Annotated in this window: 24 protein-coding genes; 18 read left to right on the top strand and 6 right to left on the bottom strand. The window is 40.4% G+C overall.

The features are described 5' to 3' along the window. Positions 1 to 50: 50 nt before the first annotated feature. Together BN1356_RS05440 and BN1356_RS05435 are read left to right on the top strand one after the other, a co-directional pair. Positions 51 to 770, top strand: a complete 720-nt coding sequence (locus BN1356_RS05440; protein WP_093650384.1) for a pseudouridine synthase — start codon at positions 51 to 53, stop codon at positions 768 to 770. 35 nt (positions 771 to 805) lie between these two features. Then, a complete protein-coding gene (locus BN1356_RS05435; protein WP_245620305.1) occupies positions 806 to 1,387 on the top strand; it encodes an ATP-binding protein in 582 nt (193 codons plus the stop codon). A 100-nt stretch (positions 1,388 to 1,487) separates the two neighbouring features. Here BN1356_RS05435 and BN1356_RS05430 read toward each other — a convergent pair whose 3' ends face one another. The 5 genes from BN1356_RS05430 to BN1356_RS05410 all read right to left on the bottom strand — a co-directional run bounded on the left by BN1356_RS05430 (position 1,488) and on the right by BN1356_RS05410 (position 6,799). Further along, positions 1,488 to 2,492 (bottom strand): FecCD family ABC transporter permease, encoded by a 1,005-nt coding sequence (locus BN1356_RS05430; protein ID WP_093650382.1) that lies wholly within the window; start codon positions 2,490 to 2,492, stop codon positions 1,488 to 1,490. Continuing rightward, the gene (locus BN1356_RS05425; RefSeq protein ID WP_093650381.1) at positions 2,489 to 3,514 is read right to left on the bottom strand and encodes a FecCD family ABC transporter permease; all 1,026 of its coding nucleotides are present in this window, start codon (positions 3,512 to 3,514) and stop codon (positions 2,489 to 2,491) included. The genes BN1356_RS05430 and BN1356_RS05425 overlap by 4 nt, the downstream gene beginning before the upstream one ends. Positions 3,515 to 3,528: 14 nt before the next feature. Then, positions 3,529 to 4,461, bottom strand: coding sequence for an ABC transporter substrate-binding protein (locus BN1356_RS05420; protein WP_093650380.1), 933 nt, complete (start codon positions 4,459 to 4,461; stop codon positions 3,529 to 3,531). Between the two features lie 10 nt (positions 4,462 to 4,471). Continuing rightward, positions 4,472 to 5,257 (bottom strand): ABC transporter ATP-binding protein, encoded by a 786-nt coding sequence (locus tag BN1356_RS05415; RefSeq protein WP_093650379.1) that lies wholly within the window; start codon positions 5,255 to 5,257, stop codon positions 4,472 to 4,474. A gap of 108 nt (positions 5,258 to 5,365) precedes the next feature. Next, positions 5,366 to 6,799, bottom strand: coding sequence for a UDP-N-acetylmuramoyl-L-alanyl-D-glutamate--L-lysine ligase (locus BN1356_RS05410; RefSeq protein WP_093650520.1), 1,434 nt, complete (start codon positions 6,797 to 6,799; stop codon positions 5,366 to 5,368). 164 nt (positions 6,800 to 6,963) lie between these two features. Between BN1356_RS05410 and BN1356_RS05405 the strand changes: the two genes are divergently transcribed. From BN1356_RS05405 to BN1356_RS05385, 5 genes are all read left to right on the top strand, one after another. Beyond that, on the top strand, positions 6,964 to 8,055 hold the full coding sequence (locus BN1356_RS05405) for a cystathionine gamma-synthase (protein ID WP_093650378.1): 1,092 nt from the start codon (positions 6,964 to 6,966) through the stop codon (positions 8,053 to 8,055). 1 nt (position 8,056) lies between these two features. Continuing rightward, positions 8,057 to 9,220, top strand: a complete 1,164-nt coding sequence (locus tag BN1356_RS05400; RefSeq protein ID WP_093650377.1) for a MalY/PatB family protein — start codon at positions 8,057 to 8,059, stop codon at positions 9,218 to 9,220. A gap of 62 nt (positions 9,221 to 9,282) precedes the next feature. After that, positions 9,283 to 9,831, top strand: a complete 549-nt coding sequence (locus tag BN1356_RS05395) for a sugar O-acetyltransferase (protein ID WP_093650376.1) — start codon at positions 9,283 to 9,285, stop codon at positions 9,829 to 9,831. Between the two features lie 95 nt (positions 9,832 to 9,926). Then, the gene (gene upp, locus BN1356_RS05390) at positions 9,927 to 10,556 is read left to right on the top strand and encodes a uracil phosphoribosyltransferase (RefSeq protein ID WP_093650375.1); all 630 of its coding nucleotides are present in this window, start codon (positions 9,927 to 9,929) and stop codon (positions 10,554 to 10,556) included. A 118-nt stretch (positions 10,557 to 10,674) separates the two neighbouring features. Beyond that, positions 10,675 to 11,265 carry an ATP-dependent Clp protease proteolytic subunit gene (locus BN1356_RS05385; RefSeq protein WP_093650374.1) on the top strand — a complete coding sequence of 197 codons (591 nt, stop codon included), beginning with the start codon at positions 10,675 to 10,677 and terminating at the stop codon, positions 11,263 to 11,265. Between the two features lie 106 nt (positions 11,266 to 11,371). Here the strand turns inward: BN1356_RS05385 and BN1356_RS05380 are convergent, their stop codons facing one another. Next, positions 11,372 to 12,499 carry an NAD(P)/FAD-dependent oxidoreductase gene (locus tag BN1356_RS05380; protein ID WP_093650373.1) on the bottom strand — a complete coding sequence of 376 codons (1,128 nt, stop codon included), beginning with the start codon at positions 12,497 to 12,499 and terminating at the stop codon, positions 11,372 to 11,374. Positions 12,500 to 12,601: 102 nt separating this feature from the next. Here BN1356_RS05380 and BN1356_RS05375 point away from each other — a divergent pair, with 102 nt between their 5' ends. The 11 genes from BN1356_RS05375 (at position 12,602) to BN1356_RS05315 (ending at position 23,441) form a co-directional block, all read left to right on the top strand. Continuing rightward, positions 12,602 to 13,645: an ammonium transporter gene (locus tag BN1356_RS05375; protein WP_093650372.1), complete on the top strand. Its 1,044-nt coding sequence runs from the start codon at positions 12,602 to 12,604 to the stop codon at positions 13,643 to 13,645. A gap of 423 nt (positions 13,646 to 14,068) precedes the next feature. Beyond that, positions 14,069 to 15,244: an ABC transporter substrate-binding protein gene (locus BN1356_RS05365; protein ID WP_093650370.1), complete on the top strand. Its 1,176-nt coding sequence runs from the start codon at positions 14,069 to 14,071 to the stop codon at positions 15,242 to 15,244. Positions 15,245 to 15,376: 132 nt separating this feature from the next. Continuing rightward, positions 15,377 to 15,649, top strand: a complete 273-nt coding sequence (locus tag BN1356_RS05360) for a YlbG family protein (protein ID WP_093650369.1) — start codon at positions 15,377 to 15,379, stop codon at positions 15,647 to 15,649. An 84-nt stretch (positions 15,650 to 15,733) separates the two neighbouring features. After that, entirely contained in the window at positions 15,734 to 16,906 is a 1,173-nt protein-coding gene (locus tag BN1356_RS05355; protein WP_093650368.1) for an ABC transporter substrate-binding protein, read from the top strand. 81 nt (positions 16,907 to 16,987) lie between these two features. Further along, positions 16,988 to 17,857 (top strand): branched-chain amino acid ABC transporter permease, encoded by an 870-nt coding sequence (locus BN1356_RS05350; protein WP_093650367.1) that lies wholly within the window; start codon positions 16,988 to 16,990, stop codon positions 17,855 to 17,857. A 4-nt stretch (positions 17,858 to 17,861) separates the two neighbouring features. After that, entirely contained in the window at positions 17,862 to 18,815 is a 954-nt protein-coding gene (locus BN1356_RS05345; protein ID WP_093650366.1) for a branched-chain amino acid ABC transporter permease, read from the top strand. Continuing rightward, on the top strand, positions 18,815 to 19,579 hold the full coding sequence (locus BN1356_RS05340) for an ABC transporter ATP-binding protein (protein WP_093650365.1): 765 nt from the start codon (positions 18,815 to 18,817) through the stop codon (positions 19,577 to 19,579). Before BN1356_RS05345 ends, BN1356_RS05340 begins: the two co-directional genes overlap by 1 nt. A gap of 8 nt (positions 19,580 to 19,587) precedes the next feature. Then, a complete protein-coding gene (locus tag BN1356_RS05335; protein WP_176694240.1) occupies positions 19,588 to 20,292 on the top strand; it encodes an ABC transporter ATP-binding protein in 705 nt (234 codons plus the stop codon). Positions 20,293 to 21,293: 1,001 nt separating this feature from the next. Next, the gene (locus tag BN1356_RS05325; protein WP_093650362.1) at positions 21,294 to 21,950 is read left to right on the top strand and encodes a CBS domain-containing protein; all 657 of its coding nucleotides are present in this window, start codon (positions 21,294 to 21,296) and stop codon (positions 21,948 to 21,950) included. Positions 21,951 to 22,230: 280 nt separating this feature from the next. Further along, positions 22,231 to 22,911, top strand: a complete 681-nt coding sequence (locus tag BN1356_RS05320) for a class B sortase (RefSeq protein ID WP_245620304.1) — start codon at positions 22,231 to 22,233, stop codon at positions 22,909 to 22,911. A 2-nt stretch (positions 22,912 to 22,913) separates the two neighbouring features. Beyond that, on the top strand, positions 22,914 to 23,441 hold the full coding sequence (locus BN1356_RS05315) for a hypothetical protein (protein WP_093650361.1): 528 nt from the start codon (positions 22,914 to 22,916) through the stop codon (positions 23,439 to 23,441). Positions 23,442 to 23,488 lie beyond the last annotated feature (47 nt).

Genomic DNA, 23,488 nt, shown 5'->3' with positions numbered 1-23,488 from the left:
TTAGTCTGAGAGTTGTTCTCAGACTTTTTTCTTTATGATAAAATGGAACCATGAGATTAGACAATGCAGTAATGGCAGCTGGATTAGTCAGCCGCAACCAATTAAAAAAGTTGATCAAAAGCAAGCAAGTGACGGTAGATGGCCACCTTATTGACAAGGCTGGTTTAATAGTGGATTGTCACCTACAAGATATTCGACTTGCTGGACAAAAAGTAGAGACGGAACAAGAAGTTTACTACATCCTAAACAAACCAGCCGGTATCGTATCCGCTTGTTCAGATATTAAACATAGAACGGTTTTAGAAATGCTTTCTCCAGAAGATAGAAAAGGAGGCATCTACCCCATTGGTCGCTTGGACCGGGATACAGAAGGCTTGATTTTATTAAGCAATAATGGACCACTTGGCTATCGCATGCTTCATCTCAAGCATCATGTTGAAAAAACCTACTATGTAGAGGTCAATGATTCCTTGACCTCTGATGCACCCGATTTTTTCAAAAAGGGTGTAGTCTTCTTAGATGGGACAAGGTGTAAACCTGCCAAGTTGGATATTTTATCCAGTCATGCAGGATACAGTTCGGCTCGTATCACTATTTCAGAAGGGAAATTCCATCAGATTAAGAAAATGTTTCTGGCTTATGGCGTAAAGGTCACCTATCTGAAACGCCTCAGTTTTGGAGGATTTGACTTGGAAGATTCCTTGCCACCGGGTGCTTATCGCACCTTGACACAGGCAGAAACCGAACATTTAAAGACCTATTTTGATTGAGGAGGAGTAACATGATATTATCCCTGCAAGGCTGTATGGCAGTTGGAAAAACAACTGCCATTGAATATCTGAAAGAAGAGGCTGATTATTTCCATATCAGCTATGAGAATAATACAGAAGTTATCCAAGAAATAATGAGGCGCCAACTAGATAAGACAATTTTTGAAGACTACATAGAAATTCAAAAATTATGGATTTCTCAAGAGATAAAACGATGGGAAGAAATCCAAAAGTTTCCCATCACTGTAATGGATTTTGGTGCAGAGGAGATAGAATTTTATACCCTTCATTATCCTGAAACAATAGGAGAAAACTGGCCAGTTGAAAGAGTTTTGAAAGAAGAGTTGAAGCAACTAAGGCAATGCATGCCAGATAGGATCTTATTTTTAGAGGCGTCTGAGCAGACATTACGAGAACACAAAAATGGCGACAATAATCGAACTAGGCATTTCTTTGATTTCTATTTGAACCATTTTTTACCCTTAAAATACGATTGGTTTATTGGACAAGATAAGGTGGATATCTTAAATGTTGATGGGTTAACAAAAAAAGAACTTGGACAAGCTGTTAAAGACTGGTGCAACGACTGTATCTCAAGAGTTAAGTCGAAAAAATAGTTCCTACTCTTTGAAAATCAATATGCTCATTTCACACCCATAAAAAAGTCGAAGCAAGGGAGAAATCTGCTAAAGAAGTTCCCTTTACTCGACTTTTTTGTTAGATATTGCTATGTTTCAAAAGATAGAGGAAGTAAGGTGCGCCAATCAGAGAGACAATGATTCCAGTTGGAATACCAGTTCCGACTAAGAGAACGCGACCGATCGTATCCGCAGAAAGCAAAATAATCGTACCGACCAACATGCTAGCCGGAATGATGATACGGTGGTCGTTGCCTAACCAATGACGGACGATATGGCCAGCAATAAGGCCGACAAAGGTAATATTTCCGACTAAGACGACACTGAGAGCCGCTAAGGCTGTCGCTAAAAAGAGAGTTAGTAAGCGCTCCTTTTGCAAGTTGAGACCCAGAGCCATGGCTGTCTGGTCATTTAGATTCATAATATTGAGTGAGCGACTGCGGCTATAAGTCAAGCACCAGACCAGGAGGAGTGGTGGAGTGTAGGTAGCTAAAGTAGCCCAATCTCCACCGTTAACCTTTCCACTTAGCCATTGAACGATATACTCCATCTTGAAATCGTCCAAACGACTGATGATACTGACCATGACCCCTGATAACATGCCGGATATCCCTACACCTGTGATAATAAGTCGAGTAGGATGAATCCCATAATGCTTTTTCCTTGATATGAAATAAACCAATAAAATGGTCGTTCCGCCACCCAGCATGGCAAAGACAGGCATCAGTGTAAGAAAAGCGGGATGGATACGAGAGGAAAGTCCTACTGTGATAGCCACAACCAAGCCGGCCCCTGTATTGATTCCCAGGATCCCCGAATCAGCCAATGGATTGCGAGTTAAAGTCTGAAGGAGCAGTCCAGCTAGAGCCAGAGAAGCCCCTCCGATAAGAGAAGCTAAAATCCTTGGTAGACGAATACGACTGATAATCAGAAGTGTTGAGTTGTTCGCTCGTCCCATTAGCACATCTAGAACATCTGAAAAGGATGAATTGGCATAGCCGATGCAGAGGGAGAGAAAAAAAATCAGGAGGACAAGTAGAGTAAGGAGAAAAAGACTTCTGTTTAGCTTTTTTTGATGTTTCATAAGTGCTCCTCCTTTCGAATGAGCCATAGGAAGCAGGGCAAACCAAGGATGGAGATGATGGCAGAAATAGGAGTTTCTACCGGTGGATGAATGGTTCTGCTCAGGATGTCTACCCAGAGTAAAAAGCAAGCCCCAGCAAAAGCAGTCAACGGTAGATGAAGCCGGTAATTTTTTCCAGTAAACAGACCGATAAAGTGCGGAATAATCAAACCGATAAAAGATAAGGAGCCCACTAAAGCGACAGCAGCTGCAGACAATGTCAAGACAATTCCAAGAAGAAGTAAGGTCATCAAGAAGGTTCGTTGCCCTAAGTTTTTGGCGATGGCTTCATTGAGACTAAGAATGGTCAATTGATGGGAAAAAAGTTGAGCCAAGATCAGTCCAATGATAATAAATGGAGCAATAATGGAGAGCATCTTCCAGTTGATCTGAACGAGTCCCCCCGCCTGCCAGCCAATGACAGTTGTCAATAGATCAAAATAGATGGTAATAGCTTGGCCAATAGCTGAAAAAAGAAGAGCTACCATGGCACCGGATAAAATCAAACGAAGTTGATTGTAACCTTTTCCAGCTTGATAAGAAAGACCGAAAACCAATAAAGCAGACAAACTAGACCCCAGTAAACAAATCAGTAATATCTGCACATAATGGAGACTACCAAAGATGGCATAGGCCAATATTAAGGCCAAGCCAGCCCCAGCATTGATCCCCAACAAACCGGGGTCTGCAATAGCATTGCGTGTCACTCCTTGCATGATAGCACCGGCCTGAGCCATCGCTGCCCCCACTAAGATGGCTGCTAGCATACGTGGCAAACGCAAATCAATGATGACATCTTGTACAGCAGAATCATGAAATGGTTGACCAATAACCTCCATTAGTTGCCCATGACTATAGGAGATGGCTCCAAAACGTAGCCCACTATAGCAACCTGTCAAAAAGAGAAAACTGATGATGAAAAAAACAAGCCAAATATTCTTTGGCTTATTTGAATGATGAAGAAATGTTTCTTCTTGCTGCATGGTATTATTCCTTTTTAGTTGGCTTCTTTGATCAGGTTCACAAAGGCATCAATCTGCTGCTCCAATGACAGAGGATCTGAGAAGTAGAAAAGGTTATAGTCTACTTGAATAACATGTCCTGTTTGAACAGCTGGAAGATTTTTCCAAATGTCGCTTTCCTTAAGAGAGCCCGCCGCTTGATTGGTCTTATCATTAACATTGACAAGAACATAGTCACCGATATATTCTGGTAGAGCTTCTTGTGAAACACCAAACCAACCATCTTTATGAATGATATCTTCTTGCACCTTAGCTGGAGCCGCAAAGCCAAGAGACTTGTAAATCAACTCACCACCACGGCCGAAATTATTACCATAGAGATAGATGTTTTTATCAAAGAAATCCATAACAGTGAAAGTTGTTTTCTCATCAATCAAGCCTTTAAGCTCTTTTTTAGCGTCTGTAACCTTGTCATCCCACTTATCTAACCAAGCTTGGGCTTCTTTTTCCTTGCCAAAAATGTGTCCCAAATCAGTTAGCATTTGCAAATAATCGCTCTTGCCATAGGTAATTTCAATCACAGGAGCAATCTCTTTCAAGGTTTCCAGATTGTCATCGCCAGCGAAAACCAAAATCAAATCAGGTTTTTGAGCTGCAATGGCTTCGGTATCAGAGCTGGCCAGTTGAAGAGCATCCTTGAGTTGATCTCCGAAAGCAGGACTGTCTTTCTCCAAATCCAAACTATAAGAAGCTGGCTGTAAACCAAGTTCTAAAAGATAACCGGTATAGGAATATGCAAAGTTGACAATTTTTTGAGGATTTTTGGGAATATCACCATAGTAGGTAATCCCTTCAATTTTGGGCATGCTCGAAAGCTCAGCAGTAGTTGCTGGTTGATTGGATGAAGAGCAGGCCACTAGGAAACTTGTAGCAAAAAGTAGACTGAGAAATGACAATATTTTTTTCATAAAAAACTCCTTATTTTAATAAATCGTACGTTAACAAAATAGGATAATCTTGGCCAGGTGCCTGGATTAGATGAACCTCAATAGCAAAAATTTCTTTGAGGATTGAACTGGTCATGATGTCCATTACAGTGCCATGATGCTTGATTTGCCCATCTTTCATGGCAATCATGTGGTCGGAGAAGCGGGCAGATAAGTTGAGATCGTGTAGGACCATGACAATGGTCTTCTCTCGTGTCTCATTTAAGTTTTTCAGCAGTTCCAAAACTTCCAGTTGGTGATTGAGGTCCAGATAAGTGGTTGGCTCGTCTAGGAAAATAGTATCCGTATCTTGAGCTAGGGCCATGGCAATCCAAACCCTCTGTCTCTGACCACCAGATAAATCATCTACTGGCATACGGGCATAAGCAGTGGTTTGGGTCACTTCAAGAGCCCAGTTGATTTTTTCACGGTCTTGATCACTTAAGTAACCTAGACCATTTTGATGGGGAAAGCGACCATAAGAGACCAATTCATAGACAGAAATTCCTTGTGTCGCTTCTAAAACTTGTGGTAGGAGAGCTATTTTTCTAGCTACTTCTTTAGTTGGCAAGTGAGCGATGGATTGGCCGTCTAGGTAAACCGTCCCATCTTGAAGAGGTAAAATACGGGTCAAGGCTTTGAGCAAGGTAGATTTGCCACAACCATTAGCACCGATGATGGTCGTTATTTTACCCCTAGGAATCTCCGCAGATAACCTGTCAATAATCAACTGTTCATCATAAGCAACTTGGATATCCTTAGCATGAATGGACGACACACTCTACCTCCTTTGTGTAAATCTTAACAATAGTATACCAAAATTCTCTAATAAAACAAGAGTTTTCTGACAATTTGACAAAAATTAAAAACCAGAATCGATCTGGTTTTATAAATAAAGGGATGCGATGGGTAGATCCCCGGCATAGGCAAGCTTTTCGTCATTGACGATTTGGTAGGCATCTGCCCCTTTACCAGCAATAATCACAGCATCAGTAGGACCACTGGTCATCGTTAGTGCTTTCTTGATGGCCTCTTCTCGGTCCACGATAATCTCCAGAGGACGGTCCACATAGGAGGCAATTTCTTGAGCAATCTTTTGAGGATCTTCTCTATTTGGATCATCTGCCGTTAAGATGACGTGTAACTCAGGACGATTCTGAATCAGTCGACCAAAGTCAGCTCTGCGACTTTCTGCCTTATTACCTGTAGAACCTAAGATGAGGATATTGAGGCCAGTCTGGTGCTCAGCTACCACGGATAGAAGTTTTTCTAAACTGTCCCCATTGTGGGCATAGTCCACGAAAACCTTGGCCCCATTTCTTTGCGTCAGCACTTCCATACGACCGGGAACCGAAGTCTTGGCAATACCAGCATGGATATCCGTCAAACTCGCCCCCAAACGCAGACAAGCCAAACCGGCTGCAAGGGCATTTTCTTGATTGAAGTGGCCGATTAGTTGTAGATCATACTGCCCAGCTATTTTCCCAGAAGCGGTAAAATCAAAGGCCTGACTGTCCACAATCTGGTTGTCTGAGTTTTTACCATAAAAATCATGGTCTTTATCGGCTACTTGCTTAGCTACCGTGTCAAAGTGGTCCATACCTGCATTGACAATGACAGCTCGGGAATTGTCCATAAGCAGGCGTTTGTGGTAGAAGTAGTCTTCAAAATTTGGGTGTTCAATCGGACCAATATGGTCAGGACTAATATTGAGAAAGACACCGACATCAAAGCTTAAACCGTAGACCCGTTTAACCAAGTAGGCTTGACTAGACACTTCCATAATCAGATGGGTCATACCATTTTTCACAGCTTGAGCCATCATGCTGAAGAGGTCCAAACTTTCGGGTGTGGTTAGGGTTGATTTAAAGAAGTGTGTGCCATCAAGGGTTGTATTCATAGTGGATAACATGGCAGGTTTGTGATTCTCTTTTAGGATATGGTAGGCAAAATAAGCAGCAGTAGTCTTACCCTTGGTTCCTGTAAATGCCAGTAATTTCAATTTCTCTTCCGGATGACCATAAAATTCCATCGCAATGAGGGACATGGCCTGCTTAATATCCTTGACCAGAATAACTGGAATGCCAACCTTGTAATCCACTTGGCTGATATAGGTCTTAAGGCCAGTGTTTATAGCTTTCTCTAAAAATTCTTTCTTGAAGGATAGACCCTTGGCAAAAAAGAGACTAGTTGCAGATACTTCTCGACTATCATAGGTGATTTGGTCAAAAACGAGATTCTTTAAATCTGCTGGGTCAGTTGCTTGCTGCAAGTTTTGATCTTCTTTTAAAATTGTTAATACGGTTTCCATTTTAATCATGAATCTATTGTAAACCGATTGAAGAAGATTGACAAGCAAAAGTAGTCTTTTTTCGTGGACTGATAGTTTTAAACTAAGTCCCACTTTTGAAAATTATATAGGAAAATGAACAAAGATGCTTAGAAAGAAGTGATAAAATAGAAGAAATATCCAGGAGGTTCTCAATGACAGACTATAAATTAGATACGATTTTAGCCCATACTGGCATCAATTCAGATGAAAAAACAGGTGCTCTCATTGCACCCATCTACCTTTCGACGACCTACCAACACCCAGAGTTCGGTCAGTCAACAGGCTTTGATTATACGCGGACTAAAAATCCAACTCGACTGACCCTTGAAAAAACCCTGGCTCAGATTGAAAAGGCTGATTATGCCCTAGTAACCTCATCAGGTATGGCGGCTCTGGTCTTACTCTTTAATAGTTTTCCAGAGCAATCAAAGATTGTCGCGGCGCGTGATCTTTATGGTGGGTCTTTCCGTTGGTTTAACGAGCAAGAGAGCAAGGGACGCTATTTCTTTACCTATACCAACAATCAAGAAGATATGTTAGCGGCTATTACGGAAGAAACGGACTATGTCTTCATTGAGACTCCTACCAATCCTCTCATGGTAGAATTTGATATTGCCCAAATTGCTCAAAAAGCCAAGGCGCATGGGGCCAAAGTTATTGTTGATAATACCTTCTATAGCCCTATCTATCAAAATCCAATTGCACTGGGAGCGGATATTGTCCTGCATTCGGCTACCAAGTACCTATCTGGCCACAATGATGTCTTAGCTGGTGTCCTTGTGACGAGCGATCATACGATCTACAACAAGCTCTTCTATGACCAAAATACGACCGGCCCAACGCTGTCTCCCTTGGATTGTTATCTCCTCATGCGTGGTCTCAAAACCTTGTCTCTTCGGATGGAGAGATCCACTCAGAATGCTCAGCAAATTGTAGACTTTCTCAAGGACCATCCCGCTATTAAAGAGGTTCTCTACACGGGCAAAGGGGGAATGATTTCCTTTAAGGTAGCAGATGAGAGCACCATACCAAGCATTATCAATCAGTTGCAAATCTTCACTTTTGCAGAAAGTCTGGGTGGCGTCGAGTCACTGATTACCTATCCGTCTACCCAGACCCATTTGGATATCCCGGCTGAAGTTCGCCAATCTTATGGTTTAACGGATGATTTGTTGCGCATCTCTATCGGTATAGAAGATGTGACAGATTTGATTGCTGATTTGAAGCAAGCTTTGGAGGTCTAAAATGACAAACTATGATTTTACGACTCGTCCCAATCGCTTGGGCCAAGACAGTGTGAAATGGCATAAGAGTGAAAATGATCCAGACCTCCTACAAATGTGGGTGGCTGATATGGACTTCCTACCGTTACCTCACGTTAAAGAAGCCCTGACAGCTTATGCTCAGCATCATGTTTATGGCTATTCCATGGTTGGCGACAGTCTCTATCAATCCATTGTTGATTGGGAAAAAAATCAGCATGGCTACGCTATAAAAAAAGAAAACATCATCCTAATCGAGGGGGTTGTACCAGCTATTTCCGTTGCCATTCAGGCTCTAACCCAAAAAGAAGATGCGGTCCTCATCAATACCCCGGTCTACCCACCTTTTGCTCGTACAGTCCGCCTGAATCAGCGTCATCTAATCAGCAATTCCTTACAGGAAAAGGATGGTCTCTTTGTCATTGATTTTGAACAGTTGGAAAGGGATATTGTAGACAATGACGTCAAAGTCTACGTTTTGTGCAATCCCCACAATCCAGGCGGCCGTGTTTGGACCAAGGATGAATTGCTAAAAATTGGTCAACTCTGTAAAAAACACAAGGTCATTGTGATTTCAGATGAAATCCATCAGGATCTAGTCCTCTTTGGCCATCAACACCACAGTTTTAACACGGTATCACCTGATTTTAGGGAGTTTTCCATTATTTTATCTTCAGCTACTAAAACCTTTAACATTGCAGGTACAAAAAATAGCTTCGTTCTGATAGAAAATCCAGCGATTCGAAAAGCCTTTACCAAGCAACAATTGGCCAACAATCAGCATGAGATTTCGACAGTTGGACTCATCTCGACAGAAGTGGCTCTGAGACAAGGAGAAAACTGGCTGAAAGAATTAAAATCCGTCTTGGAAGAAAACATCAACTATACTGTAGCCTTCTTGACTAAAAATAGCAAGATTCGAGTCATGAAACCACAAGGGACTTATCTGGTTTGGTTGGATTTTTCTGCTTATGATTTGACCAATGAACAAATTCAGGAAAAACTCATTAAGGAAGCTAAGATTGTTCTCAATGACGGGCTTACTTTCGGAAGTGAAGGCAGATACCATGCCCGCTTTAATACAGCGACCCCACTTGCCACTGTCCAAGAAGCTTGCCAACGTATTGTAACTGTGTTTGGAAAATAAACAAGTAGAGAATCGCGAAAGCGATTCCTTTTTGTTATAATGAAAGAAGTAGGAGGAATGATATGTCAGAAAAAGAAAAAATGTTAGCTGGTCAAATGTATGATGCATCAGATGCAGAATTGTCGGCACTTCGTCACCAAGCTCGTGTCTATCGTCAGCAGGTTAACCAAGAACTAGATAGTAGCAAACGCACCCAAATCATGAAAGAATGGCTTGGGAAAACAGGTGATAAGATATACGTAGAAACACCCGTAACACTGGACTATGGTTGCAACATATTTGTTGGAGATCATTTCTTTGCCAACTTTAATTGGACAGTTTTGGATACCTGCCCAGTTACCATTGGAGATAATGCCATGTTGGGCCCAAATGTTCAATTCTATACAGCTCTCCATCCCCTCAATGCTCAGGAGCGAATAGCAGGACCAGAATATGGGGCTCCCATCACCATTGGCGACAATGTTTGGATTGGCGGAGGGGCTATGATTTTAGCTGGAGTGACATTGGGAGATAATGTGGTCGTTGGAGCAGGCTCTGTTGTGACCAAGTCCTTTGGTAATAATGTTGTTATTGCCGGAAATCCAGCAAGAGTTATCAAAAATATAGACTAAGACCTCAAGTAAAAAACGAATAATTCAGTATTTTCACAAGCATTTTTTCTATAAATCTGGTAAAATAGAAAAAACAAAATAAGAGAGGTTTTACCATGGGAAAATTCCAAGTTATTTCGCATCCACTCATCCAACACAAATTGTCTATTTTGCGTCGTAAAGACACATCAACAAAAGACTTTCGTGAATTGGTGGATGAAATCGCCCTTCTGATGGGCTATGAAGTCTTGCGTGATTTGCCATTAGAAGATGTTGAAATTGAAACACCGATTACCAAGACAGTTCAAAAACAAATTGCTGGTAAAAAATTGGCTATTGTTCCCATCCTTCGTGCAGGTATTGGCTTGGTAGACGGACTCTTAAGTTTGGTGCCATCTGCAAAAGTTGGACATATCGGTATGTACCGTGATGAAGAGACCTTGAAACCAGTCGAATACTTGGTGAAATTACCAGACGATATTGACCGCCGCCATATTTTTGTGGTGGACCCAATGTTGGCGACAGGTGGTTCAGCAATCTTGGCTATTGATTCTCTTAAAAAACGTGGTGCCTCAAATATCAAATTTGTAGCCCTTGTTTCTGCACCAGAAGGCGTAAAAGCTCTACAAGAAGCGCATCCAGATATCGATATTTATACAGCTGCCTTGGATGACTATCTCAACGAACAAGGCTATATTGTTCCAGGTTTGGGCGATGCCGGTGACCGTCTGTTCGGTACAAAATAAGAAGAGAGAAGAGGGGCCGAGGCTTCCTCTTCCTTTTTGATATGAACTTTTTATTTGACCTTTCTTGACCAAAAAATTATAATAGATTCAGTAGAAAAACAAATGAAATGGAGACACTATGATTCCAGTAGTTATTGAACAAACCAGCCGTGGCGAACGCTCCTATGATATTTATTCTCGCCTCCTCAAAGACCGTATTATCATGTTAACAGGTCCAGTTGAAGACAATATGGCCAACTCAATTATTGCCCAATTGCTTTTCTTGGATGCCCAAGATCCAACTAAGGATATCTATCTTTATGTCAACACACCAGGCGGTTCCGTTTCATCTGGATTGGCCATTGTGGACACTATGAACTTTATCAAAGCAGATGTGCAAACCATCGTTATGGGAACAGCAGCCTCCATGGGGACCATCATTGCTTCGTCCGGTGCCAAAGGAAAACGGTTCATGTTGCCAAACGCGGAGTACATGATTCACCAACCGATGGGTGGTACTGGTGGTGGCACACAACAAACCGATATGGCCATCGCAGCTGAGCACTTGCTTAAAACCCGTACAAAATTGGAACAAATCCTAGCAGACAACTCTGGTAAAACGATTAAACAAATTCACAAAGATGCTGAGCGTGATTATTGGATGACTGCAGAAGAAACTTTGGCTTATGGCTTTATCGATAAAATCATGGATCCGACCAGTAAAAAATAAACATGACAAGAGTTCGTAAGAGCTCTTTTTTGATATGAAAGTGAAATAAAAAAAGCTTACCGGATATGTATGGTAAGCGTTTTGAGTATAAGCCAAAAAATTCTGTCTAACAATCACATTCAACACTGCAACAATCCAGATTATCCAAACACATTTGGTTCTCTTTAAAGAATTGAATTTCTTGTGGATTTAAGTCCCAGCCTTCACGCGCTGCAATGTCAAGAATTATTGGGACAAAACGTTGTCGGAATTTATAGATATAGCAGAAAATGGTATTGGATTGGCGAAGACTCGGTCCAATTAAGAAACAATTCGATTGAATGCTTGATTCATCATTGTTCAACACAGTTGGAATACCGTCTGACTGATAGTCCAATAAGGCAATGCCATCAATTAGATGGCTGGTATTTAGAAAACCGGTCGCTAAAATGGGTTTGTGCTTGCTTTGAGCACAGCTCCCATCTGAAAATTCTACTTGGTATTGATCATCTAGTTTACTGATTTTCTTGGCCATTTTTCCCTCTGTAATCTGAACATGGTATTGAGGATTTTCTTGAACATGGCGGAGCCGTTCCTTGGTAATAGGAGACAGTGAAATGCTTGGGTCAGGGGCGCTTTCACTTCTTCCAAAAGTATCCGTATAGAGATGGACCTCATTTCCCATATAGGCAAGATGCGTTAGAGCATCACAGGCACTTTCGTTTCCACCAATAACTATAAAGGGATCCTGTGACTGAACATCAAAGGAATCAATCTGTCCATAATGCATTCCCAGTTCAGCTCCCTCAATACCTCTTGTGTTTGGGTGTTGAAATTCTCCTGTGGCCATAATGAGGTAATCGCAAGAAAACTCTCTTTGACTGGTGTGAATAAGATAGGTATCAGAATTTTTTTCGATTCTAGTAACGGTAGTGTTTTTCTGAATAGGAAGCTGATAGTTTTTTGCAATCAAGGCTAGATAATGGGCATATTCAGCTCCAGATAGGTGTTCTTTCTCAAAAGTGAAGGCAGGAGAAGTATTTGGAACAACCGCATTGATATCAGGAAATCCAAAGCCATTGCTTGTAAAGGATGGGGTAATAAAGTGAGTTGTTTTCGGCCATTTGAGAAAACTATCCCCAATTTCTCCCTTTTCTATGATAAGAAAATCTTCCTGCTCAAACCGTTTTAAAGCTGCACCAAAGCCGATTCCAGCGGCACCAGCACCAATGATAATAATTTTATAGTGTTTCATAAGAATACTCCTTGACAAGTTGATTAAGTTAGCGTAATATACTTAACTAGTTAATTAAATGAGTGTAACAAATAATCAATTGTTTGTAAAGAGAGGACTAGTATGTTTCTGTTAATCTGTATTTTCATGATGTGGCTCATGATTTTTGGAGTAGCCTGTTTTTATTTTGGGAGCTTAAGAAAAGAATTAAGACCACAAATCATCTCCCAATTTACTTTGGCCCTCTTGGTCACAATGGCAGTATGGCTTTTAGGTGGCTATTTTTTAGCTTTTGAAGGAAGATTTCAAATGATTTTAACGATTAAAAATATATCCCTAGATAGAACACTGTCCATTCTTTTTCAACTTTGTTTTTGCCTTTATGCAGTGGTTATGCTGATTGGGTCGATTATTGATCGGGTTAAAACCAGTCGCTTGTTACTTGCTGTTATGGTATGGGTCTTACTTGTCTACTGTCCGCTTGCCTATCTCATCTGGAATCCTGCTGGTTTTCTATTTGCAAACGGGGTAATGGATTTTTCGGGAGGAATGGTGGTCCATTTATCGGCAGGTGTATCCACTTATGTTTTTGCCTATTGCTTGGGAGATAGCCCTCATTTGCACGATCAGATAGAAATCGACTGGCTCTACCTAGGCATGATTTTTGTGACCTTGGGCTGGTTTGGGTTTAATGCTGGCCCTGTCGGTAGCTTAAACGATCAAGCCGGTCAAGTCCTCATCAATACCTTACTGGTCATTGTGATAGGGGGAGGAGTTTGGAGTTTGACCAGTTATTTGGTGGACAGAGAAGAATCGACAGCTACCTTGTTAAATGGGATGATTGTTGGTCTGGTGATTAGCACGGCAGGAGTTGGTTATTTATCTCCTCTTAAAATGGTCCTCCTAACGGCAATTGCCAGTTGCATAACCTATCTCCTCACAGAGTACATAAGAAGGGTCTATCCCATCACGGATGTTGTTGATTCCTTTGGGATGAATGGAATAGGTGGTTTTCTAGGCAGCTTCGGTCTTATTTTCTTTCAGCCACCTATCATCTGGATCCAGCTAGGTGCTCTGTTGATTACCCTGGCCTTATCTTGTTCAATTTCCATGATGATTGGAAAATATATATTAAAAAAGAGTCACATAGATTGCGAAAAAAGATAAAAAAGAAGCAGAACTTAAATGCTTAGATTTAAGGATTTTCTAGGAAAAAAGGGATCACTCGCTCTTCTAAAATCTTTTCCCAGGCTTGGTACACTTGTTTTTAACCAAGAGCAGTATGCAACAGTTTGTTCAAAAAACACAAGGATATTCTTTGAGAATCACCATTCGATGAGTGAAGACTCCTTTCCTTCCACCAAGTACGCCTGCACCGCTTTGCCTCATCTATTTTTTATTTTCTTTGAGTATGAGTTATCTTTCTTTTTAGGGAACGAACTGGTAATTTGATGGTGAAAAAATAGGATTATTCTCTTGTATAATAGCAAAAGTGAAAAAAATGAAAGAAATTGAGCTTTAAGTGTTGACAATTTTCTGACAATTCTGTATATTAGGAATATATTATTTTTAAGTATCAAAGGAGATCACATGAAAAATAAAAAATTTGCTCTCGCAATCGCAACCTTTGCCTCAGCTGCCCTACTTGCAGCCTGTGGTGCAGCTCCAGCTGGTAACACTTCTTCAGCAGGTAATGAAGTGGGAGATACTATCAAATTTGGTTACAATTTGGAGTTGTCTGGTGCAGTAGCAGCATACGGACAGGCTGAAAAAAATGGTGCTGACCTTGCAGTTGAAGAAATTAACGCAACAGGCGGCATTGATGGCAAGAAGATTGAAGTTGTCTCAAAGGATAACAAATCTGATAACTCTGAATCAGCGACCGTTTCAACTAATCTTGGCACAGAAGAAAAAGTGATGGCAATCATCGGACCTGCAACATCAGGTGCTGTGGCAGCCGCTACTCCAAGCGTGACACAAGCAGGGGTCCCATTGATTACACCATCTGGTACACAGGATGATTTGACCGTAAAAGATGGAAAAGTAGAAGAGTTCATCTTCCGTTCAACTTTCCAAGATAGCTTCCAAGGTCAGGTTCTTGCTTCTTATGCAAGTAAAACTTTGTCAGCTAAAAAAGTGATTCTTTACTCAGATAACTCAAGTGACTATGCAAAAGGAATTGCCAAAGCCTTTAAAGAAGCGTATAAAGGCGAAATTGTTGTCGAAGAAACCTATCAATCAGGAGATAAAGATTTCCAAGCAGCATTGACAAAAGTGAAAGACAAAGACTTTGATGCCATTGTTATTCCAGGTTACTACACAGAAGCTGGTTTGATTACAAAACAAGCTCGTGAAATGGGGATTGACAAACCGATTCTTGGTCCTGATGGATTTGCGGATTCGAAATTTATCGAAGGTGCGGGTGAGAAAAATGCAACGAACGTCTACTATGTATCCGGTTATTCAACTAGCGTAGCGCTTTCTGATAAGGCAACTGCTTTCGTGGCTGCTTATACTAAGAAGTACGGTGAAGAACCAAACATGTTCGCAGCCCTTGCTTACGATGCAGTTTACATGGCGGCAGACGCTGCTAAAGATGCGAAAACATCGAAAGATCTTGCAGCAAACCTTGCGAAATTGACTGATTTCGAAGGTGTAACAGGTTCTATCTCTATTGATGAAAACCACAACCCAGTCAAGTCAGCTATCATGGTCAAACTTGAAAATGGAAAAGAAGCTTCAGCCGAGGCAGTTAAACCAGAATAATTTTCAGCAATCATCACATATCTGGGAAGGCGAGACCTTTCCAGATATTATTGTGTTTTTAGCCTCTTTAATAATCGTCCCTTTTCTGCTATAATGATAGGATGAAATAGTCGAAAGTGAAAGGGAATAACTATGTTTGAGAAACAAGAACGTCTCTGTCTAACCATTTATCTTCATTACAACCGTGATGCACGAAAGCTTAATAAATACGGAGATATGATCTACCACTCCCGGAAGATGCGCTATGTTTTGCTCTATGTTAACCATGAAAAGAGTCAAGAATTAATGACCAAGCTCAAGAGTGAACGCTTTGTGAAGAAGTTGATTCCCTCTTATATAAAAGAAATTGATCAAGACTTTGTAGGTAGCCTCTGGCGTGAAACAGATAATAAGGTAAAACTTTAGAAATAATTAGCGTTTTTATTGACAATTTTCTGATAATTCAGTATCTTAATAAAAGAAGATTTTCGTTCATTATAAGGAGAGATTATGAAATCGAAAAAAGTTGGATTAGCTTTTGCTAGTTTTGCCTCAATGATTTTATTGGCTGCTTGTGGTGCAGCTCCCACAAGCAATTCGGCAGCAAGCGGCAATGAAATCGGAGATACTTTCAAAATTGGTTACAATTTGGAACTATCTGGAAATGTTGCTGCTTATGGTCAAGCAGAAAAAAATGGTGCAGATCTAGCTGTTGAAGAAATTAATGCAGCAGGCGGTATCGGTGGCAAGCAGATTGAAGTTATTTCCAAAGACAACAAGTCTGACAATGCTGAGATTGCTTCCATTGCCACAAAGTTGGCGTCTGAGGAGAAAGTAGCCGTTCTATTTGGTCCAGCTACATCTGGTGGTACTGCGGTTGCAACACCAGCAGCCAGCCAAGCCGGTGTACCACTTTTGACGGCAGCAGCAACCCAAGATGATTTAACCGTCAAAGATGGCAAAGTAGAAGACTATATCTTCCGTGCCACATTCCAGGATAGCTACCAAGGTAAGGTTATTTCAAACTTTGCCAATGCTAATATGGGATCAAAAAAAGCCTTTGTCTATTATGACGCTTCAAGCGATTATGGTAAAGGTCTCTATAAAGCCTTTAAAGATACATACAAGGGTGAAATCATCGAAGAAGCTTATCAATCTGGAGATAAAGATTTCCAAGCTGCCTTGACCAAAGTGAAAGGACAAGATTTTGATACCTTTGTCATTCTTGGCTACTATACAGAAGCTGGTTTGATTACCAAACAAGCGCGTGAAATGGGTATTCAACAAGCTATTCTTGGACCAGATGGATTCTCAGATGCTAAGTTTATCGAGGGTGCTGGTCAGAAAAACGCAGATAATGTCTATTATGTTTCTGGCTACTCTAGTAAGGTTGCTTTATCTGATAAAACAACAGACTTCGTGGCAGCTTATCAGAAAAAATTTGGTCAAGAACCAAACATGTTTGCTGCTCTTGCCTATGATTCTATCTACATGATTGCAGAAGCAGGGAAAGAGGCTAAGACTTCCAAAGATTTGACAGAAAGTCTAGCTAAATTAACCGATTTTGAAGGTGTAACGGGTAAGATTTCCATTGATGAAAACCACAATCCAGTGAAATCTGCCATCATGGTGAAACTGGAAAAGGGTCAAGAAGTTTCTGCTGAAGTTGTAACGGCAGACTAAGTTTTATAATTAGATTTGAAGAATCTGGGGAGGCAGATACCTCCCCAGTATTATTATTCTTATAGAAAGTTTGGTGACTACATGCTCCAACAATTGGTGAATGGTCTTATTTTGGGGAGTGTTTATGCTCTTATCGCCCTAGGCTATACCATGGTTTACGGGATTATTAAGTTGATTAACTTTGCCCATGGAGACCTCTATATGATGGGTGCTTTTATTGGCTACTATCTAATCAATAGCTTCCATCTTAATTTTTTTATTGCTCTAATCTTGACCATGGTTCTAACGGCTTGTCTGGGTGTACTGATTGAGTTTTTGGCCTATCGTCCACTTCGCAATTCGACTAAAATTGCAGCCTTAATTACGGCTATCGGGGTATCTTTTTTCCTTGAGTATGGCATGGTTTATCTTTTTGGTGCTAATACTCGTGCCTTCCCTCAGGCTCTTGAAACTGTAAAATATAATTTGGGCCCTATTTCAGTTACCAATGTTCAGTTGACGATTCTAAGTGTATCGATTTTCCTCATGGTCGCTCTCCAGTTCATTGTTCAAAAAACAAAGATGGGTAAAGCTATGCGTGCAGTTTCTGTGGATAGTGATGCAGCGCAATTGATGGGGATCAACGTCAATTCAACCATCAGTTTTACCTTTGCTTTGGGATCGGCCTTGGCTGGTGCAGCGGGTGTTCTCATTGGTCTCTACTATAACTCGGTTGAACCGCTTATGGGGATGGCTCCTGGTATCAAAGCCTTTGTTGCAGCAGTTTTGGGAGGTATTGGTATTATTCCAGGTGCGGCTCTAGGTGGATTTATCATCGGTCTCTTGGAAACATTGGCCATAACAGTTGGTCTATCTAGTTACCGTGATGCGGTTGTCTATGGTATTTTGATTTTGATCCTCTTGGTTAGACCAGCAGGTATTCTTGGTAAAAATGTGAAGGAGAAGGTGTAAGCTTATGAAGAAAAATAGTAAATCGATTCTAGCTTGGCTTGCTCTTGTCCTTGTTATCTTTGCTGTCTTGTCTAGCTTGATCAATTCAGGCATGATTGGTCTCTATTATGTGCAGATCTTGATGGGAATTGGGATTTCCATTATTATGGCCTTGGGGACCAACTTGATTCTTGGTTTTTCTGGTCAATTTTCTCTCGGACAGGCAGGTTTCATGGCAATCGGTGCCTACGCGACTGCTATTATGACTAAGGCCAATCCTACCTATGCTGGCTTCTATATCTCTATCCTTGTAGGGTGTGTTGTTGCGGCTTTGGTTGCCTTGGTAGTTGGCTTGCCAACCCTTCGTCTTAAGGGAGACTACTTGGCAATCGCAACCTTGGGTGTTTCAGAGATTATCCGTATTGCCATTATCAATGGTGGTGATTTAACCAACGGAGCAGCTGGTTTGACAGGTATCTTACCTTACACAAGCTGGATCATTGTTTTCCTTTTTGTGGTTGCAGTAACCATTTTACTACTGAATTTCCTACGTAGTTCATTTGGACGTCAGGTCATTGCCGTCCGGGAAAACGAAATTGCTGCAGAATCAATGGGTGTCAATACCACAAATGTCAAAGTAACAGTTTTTGTTATTGCAGCTATTGTTTCCAGTATTGCAGGCTCCCTCTACGTTGGTTATATCGGGACAGTAGTACCTAAAGATTTCACCATTATGCGTTCAATTGACTATCTTATTATCGCAGTATTGGGTGGACTTGGGTCCATTACAGGAACGGTTTTGGCAGCCATTATTTTAGGCTTCCTTAACATGTTTCTTCAAAGCTTTTCAGAACTGCGCATGATTATCTACTCATTAGCTCTTATTCTAGTTATGGTATTCCGTCCGGGTGGACTCTTGGGTACATGGGAATTGACTTTCTCATCATTCTTTAAGAAAAATAATAAGGAGGGCAAGTAATGGCACTTCTTGATGTAAAAAATCTAACCAAAAACTTTGGCGGTTTGACGGCTGTTGGTGATGTGACTATGGAGTTACATGATGGTGAATTGCTGGGTTTGATTGGCCCCAATGGTGCTGGTAAAACAACTCTTTTCAACCTCTTGACAGGTGTTTACGAACCGAGTGAGGGAACCGTGACTCTGGATGGAAATTTGCTGAACGGCAAGGCTCCTTATAAGATTGCATCCCTAGGTTTGTCTCGAACTTTCCAAAATATCCGCCTCTTTAAAGATATGACTGTTTTGGAAAATGTATTAGTCGGCTTTGCTAATCATCACAAATCTCATCTCTTGTCTTCATTCTTGCGTTTGCCAAAATTCTATCAGAGTGAAGCGGATTTGAAAGAAAAAGCTATGGAACTCTTAGCTATTTTTAACTTGGAAAAAGATGCAGATACTCTAGCTAAAAATCTTCCTTACGGGCAACAACGCCGGTTGGAAATCGTTCGTGCCCTAGCTACTGAACCGAAAATTCTTTTCCTTGATGAGCCTGCTGCAGGGATGAATCCTCAGGAGACGGCTGAATTGACCCAGTTGATTCGCCAAATCAAGGAACAATTCAATATTACCATCATGCTCATTGAGCATGATATGAGTTTGGTAATGGAAGTCACAGAGCGTATCTACGTTTTGGAGTATGGCCGTTTGATTGCCCATGGAACTCCTGAAGAGATTAAGAACAATAAACGTGTTATCGAAGCCTATCTTGGAGGTGAAGCCTAATGACCATCATGTTAAAAGTTGATGATTTATCAGTTCATTACGGTGTTATCCAAGCCGTTAAGAATGTTTCTTTTGAAGTTCATGAAGGAGAAGTCGTTTCTCTGATTGGAGCCAATGGGGCTGGTAAGACCTCTATCCTTCGTACGATTTCTGGCTTGGTTCGCCCAAGTGCTGGGAAGATTGAATTTCTTGGTCAAGAAATTCAAAAAGCACCAGCCCGTAAGATTGTAGCTTCTGGACTTTCACAAGTTCCAGAAGGACGCCATGTCTTCTCTGGTTTAACTGTGATGGAAAACTTAGAGATGGGGGCCTTTCTTCATAAAGACCGTGATGAAAATCAAAAGAATCTTAAAAAGGTCTTTGACCGTTTCCCACGTCTAGAAGAACGGAAGAACCAAGATGCAGCCACCCTTTCAGGTGGTGAGCAGCAGATGTTGGCCATGGGACGTGCTCTGATGAGTAAGCCAAAACTCTTGCTTTTGGACGAACCATCTATGGGACTTGCTCCAATCTTTATTCAAGAAATCTTTGATATCGTCCAAGACATTCAAAAACAAGGAACAACCGTTCTCTTGATTGAACAAAATGCTAACAAAGCTCTCTCCATCGCAGACCGTGGCTACGTACTAGAAACAGGAAAAATCGTCCTCTCAGGAACAGGAAAAGAACTCCTCGAATCAGACGAAGTCAGAAAAGCGTATCTGGGTGGCTAAAACAGTCTGGGAGACTGTTTTAGGTTGGAAATAGGAAAAGCAAAAAGCCGACTGGCTTTTTTGCTTTGTCACAGTCTGGGCTACCCCACATTTTAAGCTGGAAATAGGCAAACCACTAACGTATTTAGTAGTTTTTCTCAGTCCGAGAGACTGTTTTAGGTTGGCAATAGGAAAACCAGTAACGAGGTTAGTGGTTTGTCCTAGCCTAGGGATAGGCTGTTTCAATCTGTGGATAGGAAAAGCAAAAAGCCGACTGGCTTTTTTGCTTTGTCCCAGTCTGGGTTACCCCACATTTTAAGCTGAAAATAGGAACTGCCGAAAGGCAGTTTTCTTCTTATCAAAGTGCGGGAGGCCTTTTCTTCACGAGTCCTAAAATGAAAGAGAGACTAGGTCCAATTTGGGCTTTTCTTCTTACTTTCTAGAAATTTGAGAAAGGAGAATGCTATGATATAGTAGCTTAAAATTTATACCATCGCTTTCCAAGGGAAACATGCATTTTTGTGCTATAATAAAATAAGGTAACTTGACATATATGGAGGATACAATGAGCTTCTTATTAGAATTGTTATTTGATTTTTTAGGGTTTGTTTTTCTAGAAAGTTCATGGGATAACTATGAGGATCTTTCTAGGAAATCACCTACAAAACATTTTTGGATTAAAGCTTTATTTCTTGTCGGATCTATCATTTATTTCTTTACAACTTTTATTATTTTACTCGTCTCTGTTATTACTATTCGTAACATTAAAGATGATGGGTGGACAGTCACTACTGGACTGTTATTGAGTTTGTTCCTTGTATTAATGATTTTCCTATTCAGTAAATTACCTAAAATTTTTATGAATTTAAAGACTATCTTTCTGCATTCAAGTAGGAAGTAGAGATATTTTTTTCTATAACAATTGCTAAAATATAAAAGATTTTTATGGATTTTCATCATTTTTTGGAAGCACTTTCAGAAATATATGGTATAATGAAACTATCGAAAGAGGAGGCAGTTCTATGGCAGTTAGAGATTTTATGACGCGGAAGGTGATTTATATTTCACCAGAGACCACTATTGCACACGCAGCTGATTTGATGCGGGCACAAGATATTCATAGACTACCGGTTATTGAAAATGATCAGTTGGTTGGCTTGGTAACGGAAGGGACGATTGCTGAAGCAAGTCCATCTAAGGCTACCAGTCTCTCCATTTACGAGATGAATTATTTGCTTAACAAAACCAAAGTAAAAGATGTCATGATCAAGGATGTCATTACGGTTTCTCAATTTGCTAGCTTGGAAGATGCTGTTTATCTCATGTTCAAGCACAAGGTGGGGATATTGCCGGTTATGGATAGCGGTGGCATGTCTGGTGTTATTACAGATCGGGATGTTTTCAAAGCCTTTCTCCATATCTCTGGTTATGGTGAAGACGGGGTTCGTATCCGTTGCCAAGTCAAAGATGAAGCTGGCAGGCTCAGTAAAATCCTTGCAATCATCTCTGAGCAAGGTTATAATATTGCTCATACTGTACAAATTGAAACCAGTCCCGGCATGGTCATTATTGAGATTCAAATTGAGGGACAAGTGGATAAAGATCTTCTTCATGAAAAACTAGAAGAAGCAGAAGTTGAAGTAGAAAGCATTCTACCAACTGTTGCGAAGAGAATTTAAAAAATAAGCTTAAATAGATTTTTCCTAACTCTTGATATAAAAAACATTCTGGGAAATACAGGAAAATGAATCAAAACAGGACTATAGGATAATTTATCTAGATAATCCGTTTTACCAACGATTAGCAGTGTGTAAAAGCACTGCTATTTTTTTATATATAAATGAATTCTTATTCAAAAAGTAACTTATTTTTAAAAATTTTAGAGATTCTAACTAAAAAATATGGTAAAATTAAAATAGTAATTTACCAAAGCAAAAATCTACTAGAGTAGGTGGAGATATGAAGAAATTTAGGAAATTATTTGGTCTCATATTGTTAATGGTTTTTCTTCTGGCAAGTTTTTATGCAGTTAAAAAAGTAGAAGACGGCCAATTGGATAATCGTAGTAAGAACGAGCTGGCAAAAAGAAGTCATACCAATCCAGATGTTTATGCATGGGTAAAAGTGGAGGGTACCAATATTGATGATCCAATCGCCCAACATCCAGCTGATGATACCTATTATCTATCTCATGATTTGGAGCACCAGGAAACCTATTATGGCGCTATTTTTACAGAGAGAGTTAACACAAAAACTTTCGAAGATCTTGTAACTATTATCTATGGCCATGCTATACAAGATGGTTCAATGTTTGGAAGTTTAGAAAAATTTTCGGATAGGTCAACTTTTGATCAGTTTAAAACCATTACTATTGAAACAGTCAATAATCACTTTACTTATGATATCATCGCAGCTTACCAAGCTAATGATGATCACCTATTTTATACCTATCAGCTTGGGCAGAAGGTGAAAGTAAAGGATTACATTACACATATTGAAAATCAGGCAAAAAATGAAGATGGTTTTTATAGACAAGTTTCCTTTGATATAGAGAAAGACAAACTACTGATTTTATCGACATGTGATGCTCAATCGGATGAAAAAAGATTCGTTGTACATGCTATAAGGAGAAGTAAATAAAGATGGATGCTATAAAGAAACGCAGGCGATACAGTGAGTTGGTGGTCGGTTTTCTCTCTTTCGGATTGGGACAAAGACTTCTCGTAGTTGGAGTTGTTAAGCCATGGGCAGAGGAAAGGCAAATCGTCCTATTTTTGGCTGTACTTGGATTCATTTTATGGACAGGAGGTATCATTTTACTTATTCGGTTACTGAGCTGGCTATTAAAGAACTACAATCAAAACAATCGAGTTCTCAAAGTACTAGCTATATCACTTGTAGCGTCCGTCACAGCTGGGATTTTAATAGGGTTTGTGGGACAGTTTTTATATGACAAAACGTCTATTTCATACTCTATAGCCAAAACATCTATTTGGGTATTATCTAGTCTGATACAAGCTAGCATAAAAATGACAGCTCTCTACAGTTTGATTACTTTCTACCAAGGAAAAGAACTTTCTTTTAAACAGAAAGAATTTAAGTTCATTCTGTTATTGGCATTACTGATGTTAGGCTTTGCCCATGTGCTCAGTATTTTCCTCCCCAGCTAGCAGAAGTTCTGCTCTTTATGACAGATAGCTTCTTGTTACTAGGAACC

The sequence above is a fragment of the Streptococcus varani genome, from assembly GCF_001375655.1.
Taxonomy (GTDB): Bacteria; Bacillota; Bacilli; order Lactobacillales; family Streptococcaceae; genus Streptococcus; species Streptococcus varani.
The sequence above is the reverse complement of the archived record's forward strand: the minus strand, read 5'-3'. Positions and strand labels throughout refer to the sequence as shown.

Coding starts and splice junctions, on each gene's coding strand:
- BN1356_RS05385 (WP_093650374.1), top strand. CDS start 10,675: ATGATTCCAGTAGTTATTGAACAAACCAGCCGTGGCGAACGCTCCTAT.
- BN1356_RS05325 (WP_093650362.1), top strand. CDS start 21,294: ATGGCAGTTAGAGATTTTATGACGCGGAAGGTGATTTATATTTCACCA.
- BN1356_RS05320 (WP_245620304.1), top strand. CDS start 22,231: ATGAAGAAATTTAGGAAATTATTTGGTCTCATATTGTTAATGGTTTTT.
- BN1356_RS05345 (WP_093650366.1), top strand. CDS start 17,862: ATGAAGAAAAATAGTAAATCGATTCTAGCTTGGCTTGCTCTTGTCCTT.
- BN1356_RS05340 (WP_093650365.1), top strand. CDS start 18,815: ATGGCACTTCTTGATGTAAAAAATCTAACCAAAAACTTTGGCGGTTTG.
- BN1356_RS05410 (WP_093650520.1), bottom strand. CDS start 6,799: ATGATTAAAATGGAAACCGTATTAACAATTTTAAAAGAAGATCAAAAC.
- BN1356_RS05350 (WP_093650367.1), top strand. CDS start 16,988: ATGCTCCAACAATTGGTGAATGGTCTTATTTTGGGGAGTGTTTATGCT.
- BN1356_RS05335 (WP_176694240.1), top strand. CDS start 19,588: ATGTTAAAAGTTGATGATTTATCAGTTCATTACGGTGTTATCCAAGCC.
- BN1356_RS05380 (WP_093650373.1), bottom strand. CDS start 12,499: ATGAAACACTATAAAATTATTATCATTGGTGCTGGTGCCGCTGGAATC.
- BN1356_RS05430 (WP_093650382.1), bottom strand. CDS start 2,492: ATGAAACATCAAAAAAAGCTAAACAGAAGTCTTTTTCTCCTTACTCTA.
- upp (WP_093650375.1), top strand. CDS start 9,927: ATGGGAAAATTCCAAGTTATTTCGCATCCACTCATCCAACACAAATTG.
- BN1356_RS05355 (WP_093650368.1), top strand. CDS start 15,734: ATGAAATCGAAAAAAGTTGGATTAGCTTTTGCTAGTTTTGCCTCAATG.
- BN1356_RS05440 (WP_093650384.1), top strand. CDS start 51: ATGAGATTAGACAATGCAGTAATGGCAGCTGGATTAGTCAGCCGCAAC.
- BN1356_RS05435 (WP_245620305.1), top strand. CDS start 806: ATGGCAGTTGGAAAAACAACTGCCATTGAATATCTGAAAGAAGAGGCT.
- BN1356_RS05395 (WP_093650376.1), top strand. CDS start 9,283: ATGTCAGAAAAAGAAAAAATGTTAGCTGGTCAAATGTATGATGCATCA.
- BN1356_RS05400 (WP_093650377.1), top strand. CDS start 8,057: ATGACAAACTATGATTTTACGACTCGTCCCAATCGCTTGGGCCAAGAC.
- BN1356_RS05405 (WP_093650378.1), top strand. CDS start 6,964: ATGACAGACTATAAATTAGATACGATTTTAGCCCATACTGGCATCAAT.
- BN1356_RS05315 (WP_093650361.1), top strand. CDS start 22,914: ATGGATGCTATAAAGAAACGCAGGCGATACAGTGAGTTGGTGGTCGGT.
- BN1356_RS05365 (WP_093650370.1), top strand. CDS start 14,069: ATGAAAAATAAAAAATTTGCTCTCGCAATCGCAACCTTTGCCTCAGCT.
- BN1356_RS05420 (WP_093650380.1), bottom strand. CDS start 4,461: ATGAAAAAAATATTGTCATTTCTCAGTCTACTTTTTGCTACAAGTTTC.
- BN1356_RS05375 (WP_093650372.1), top strand. CDS start 12,602: ATGTTTCTGTTAATCTGTATTTTCATGATGTGGCTCATGATTTTTGGA.
- BN1356_RS05360 (WP_093650369.1), top strand. CDS start 15,377: ATGTTTGAGAAACAAGAACGTCTCTGTCTAACCATTTATCTTCATTAC.
- BN1356_RS05425 (WP_093650381.1), bottom strand. CDS start 3,514: ATGCAGCAAGAAGAAACATTTCTTCATCATTCAAATAAGCCAAAGAAT.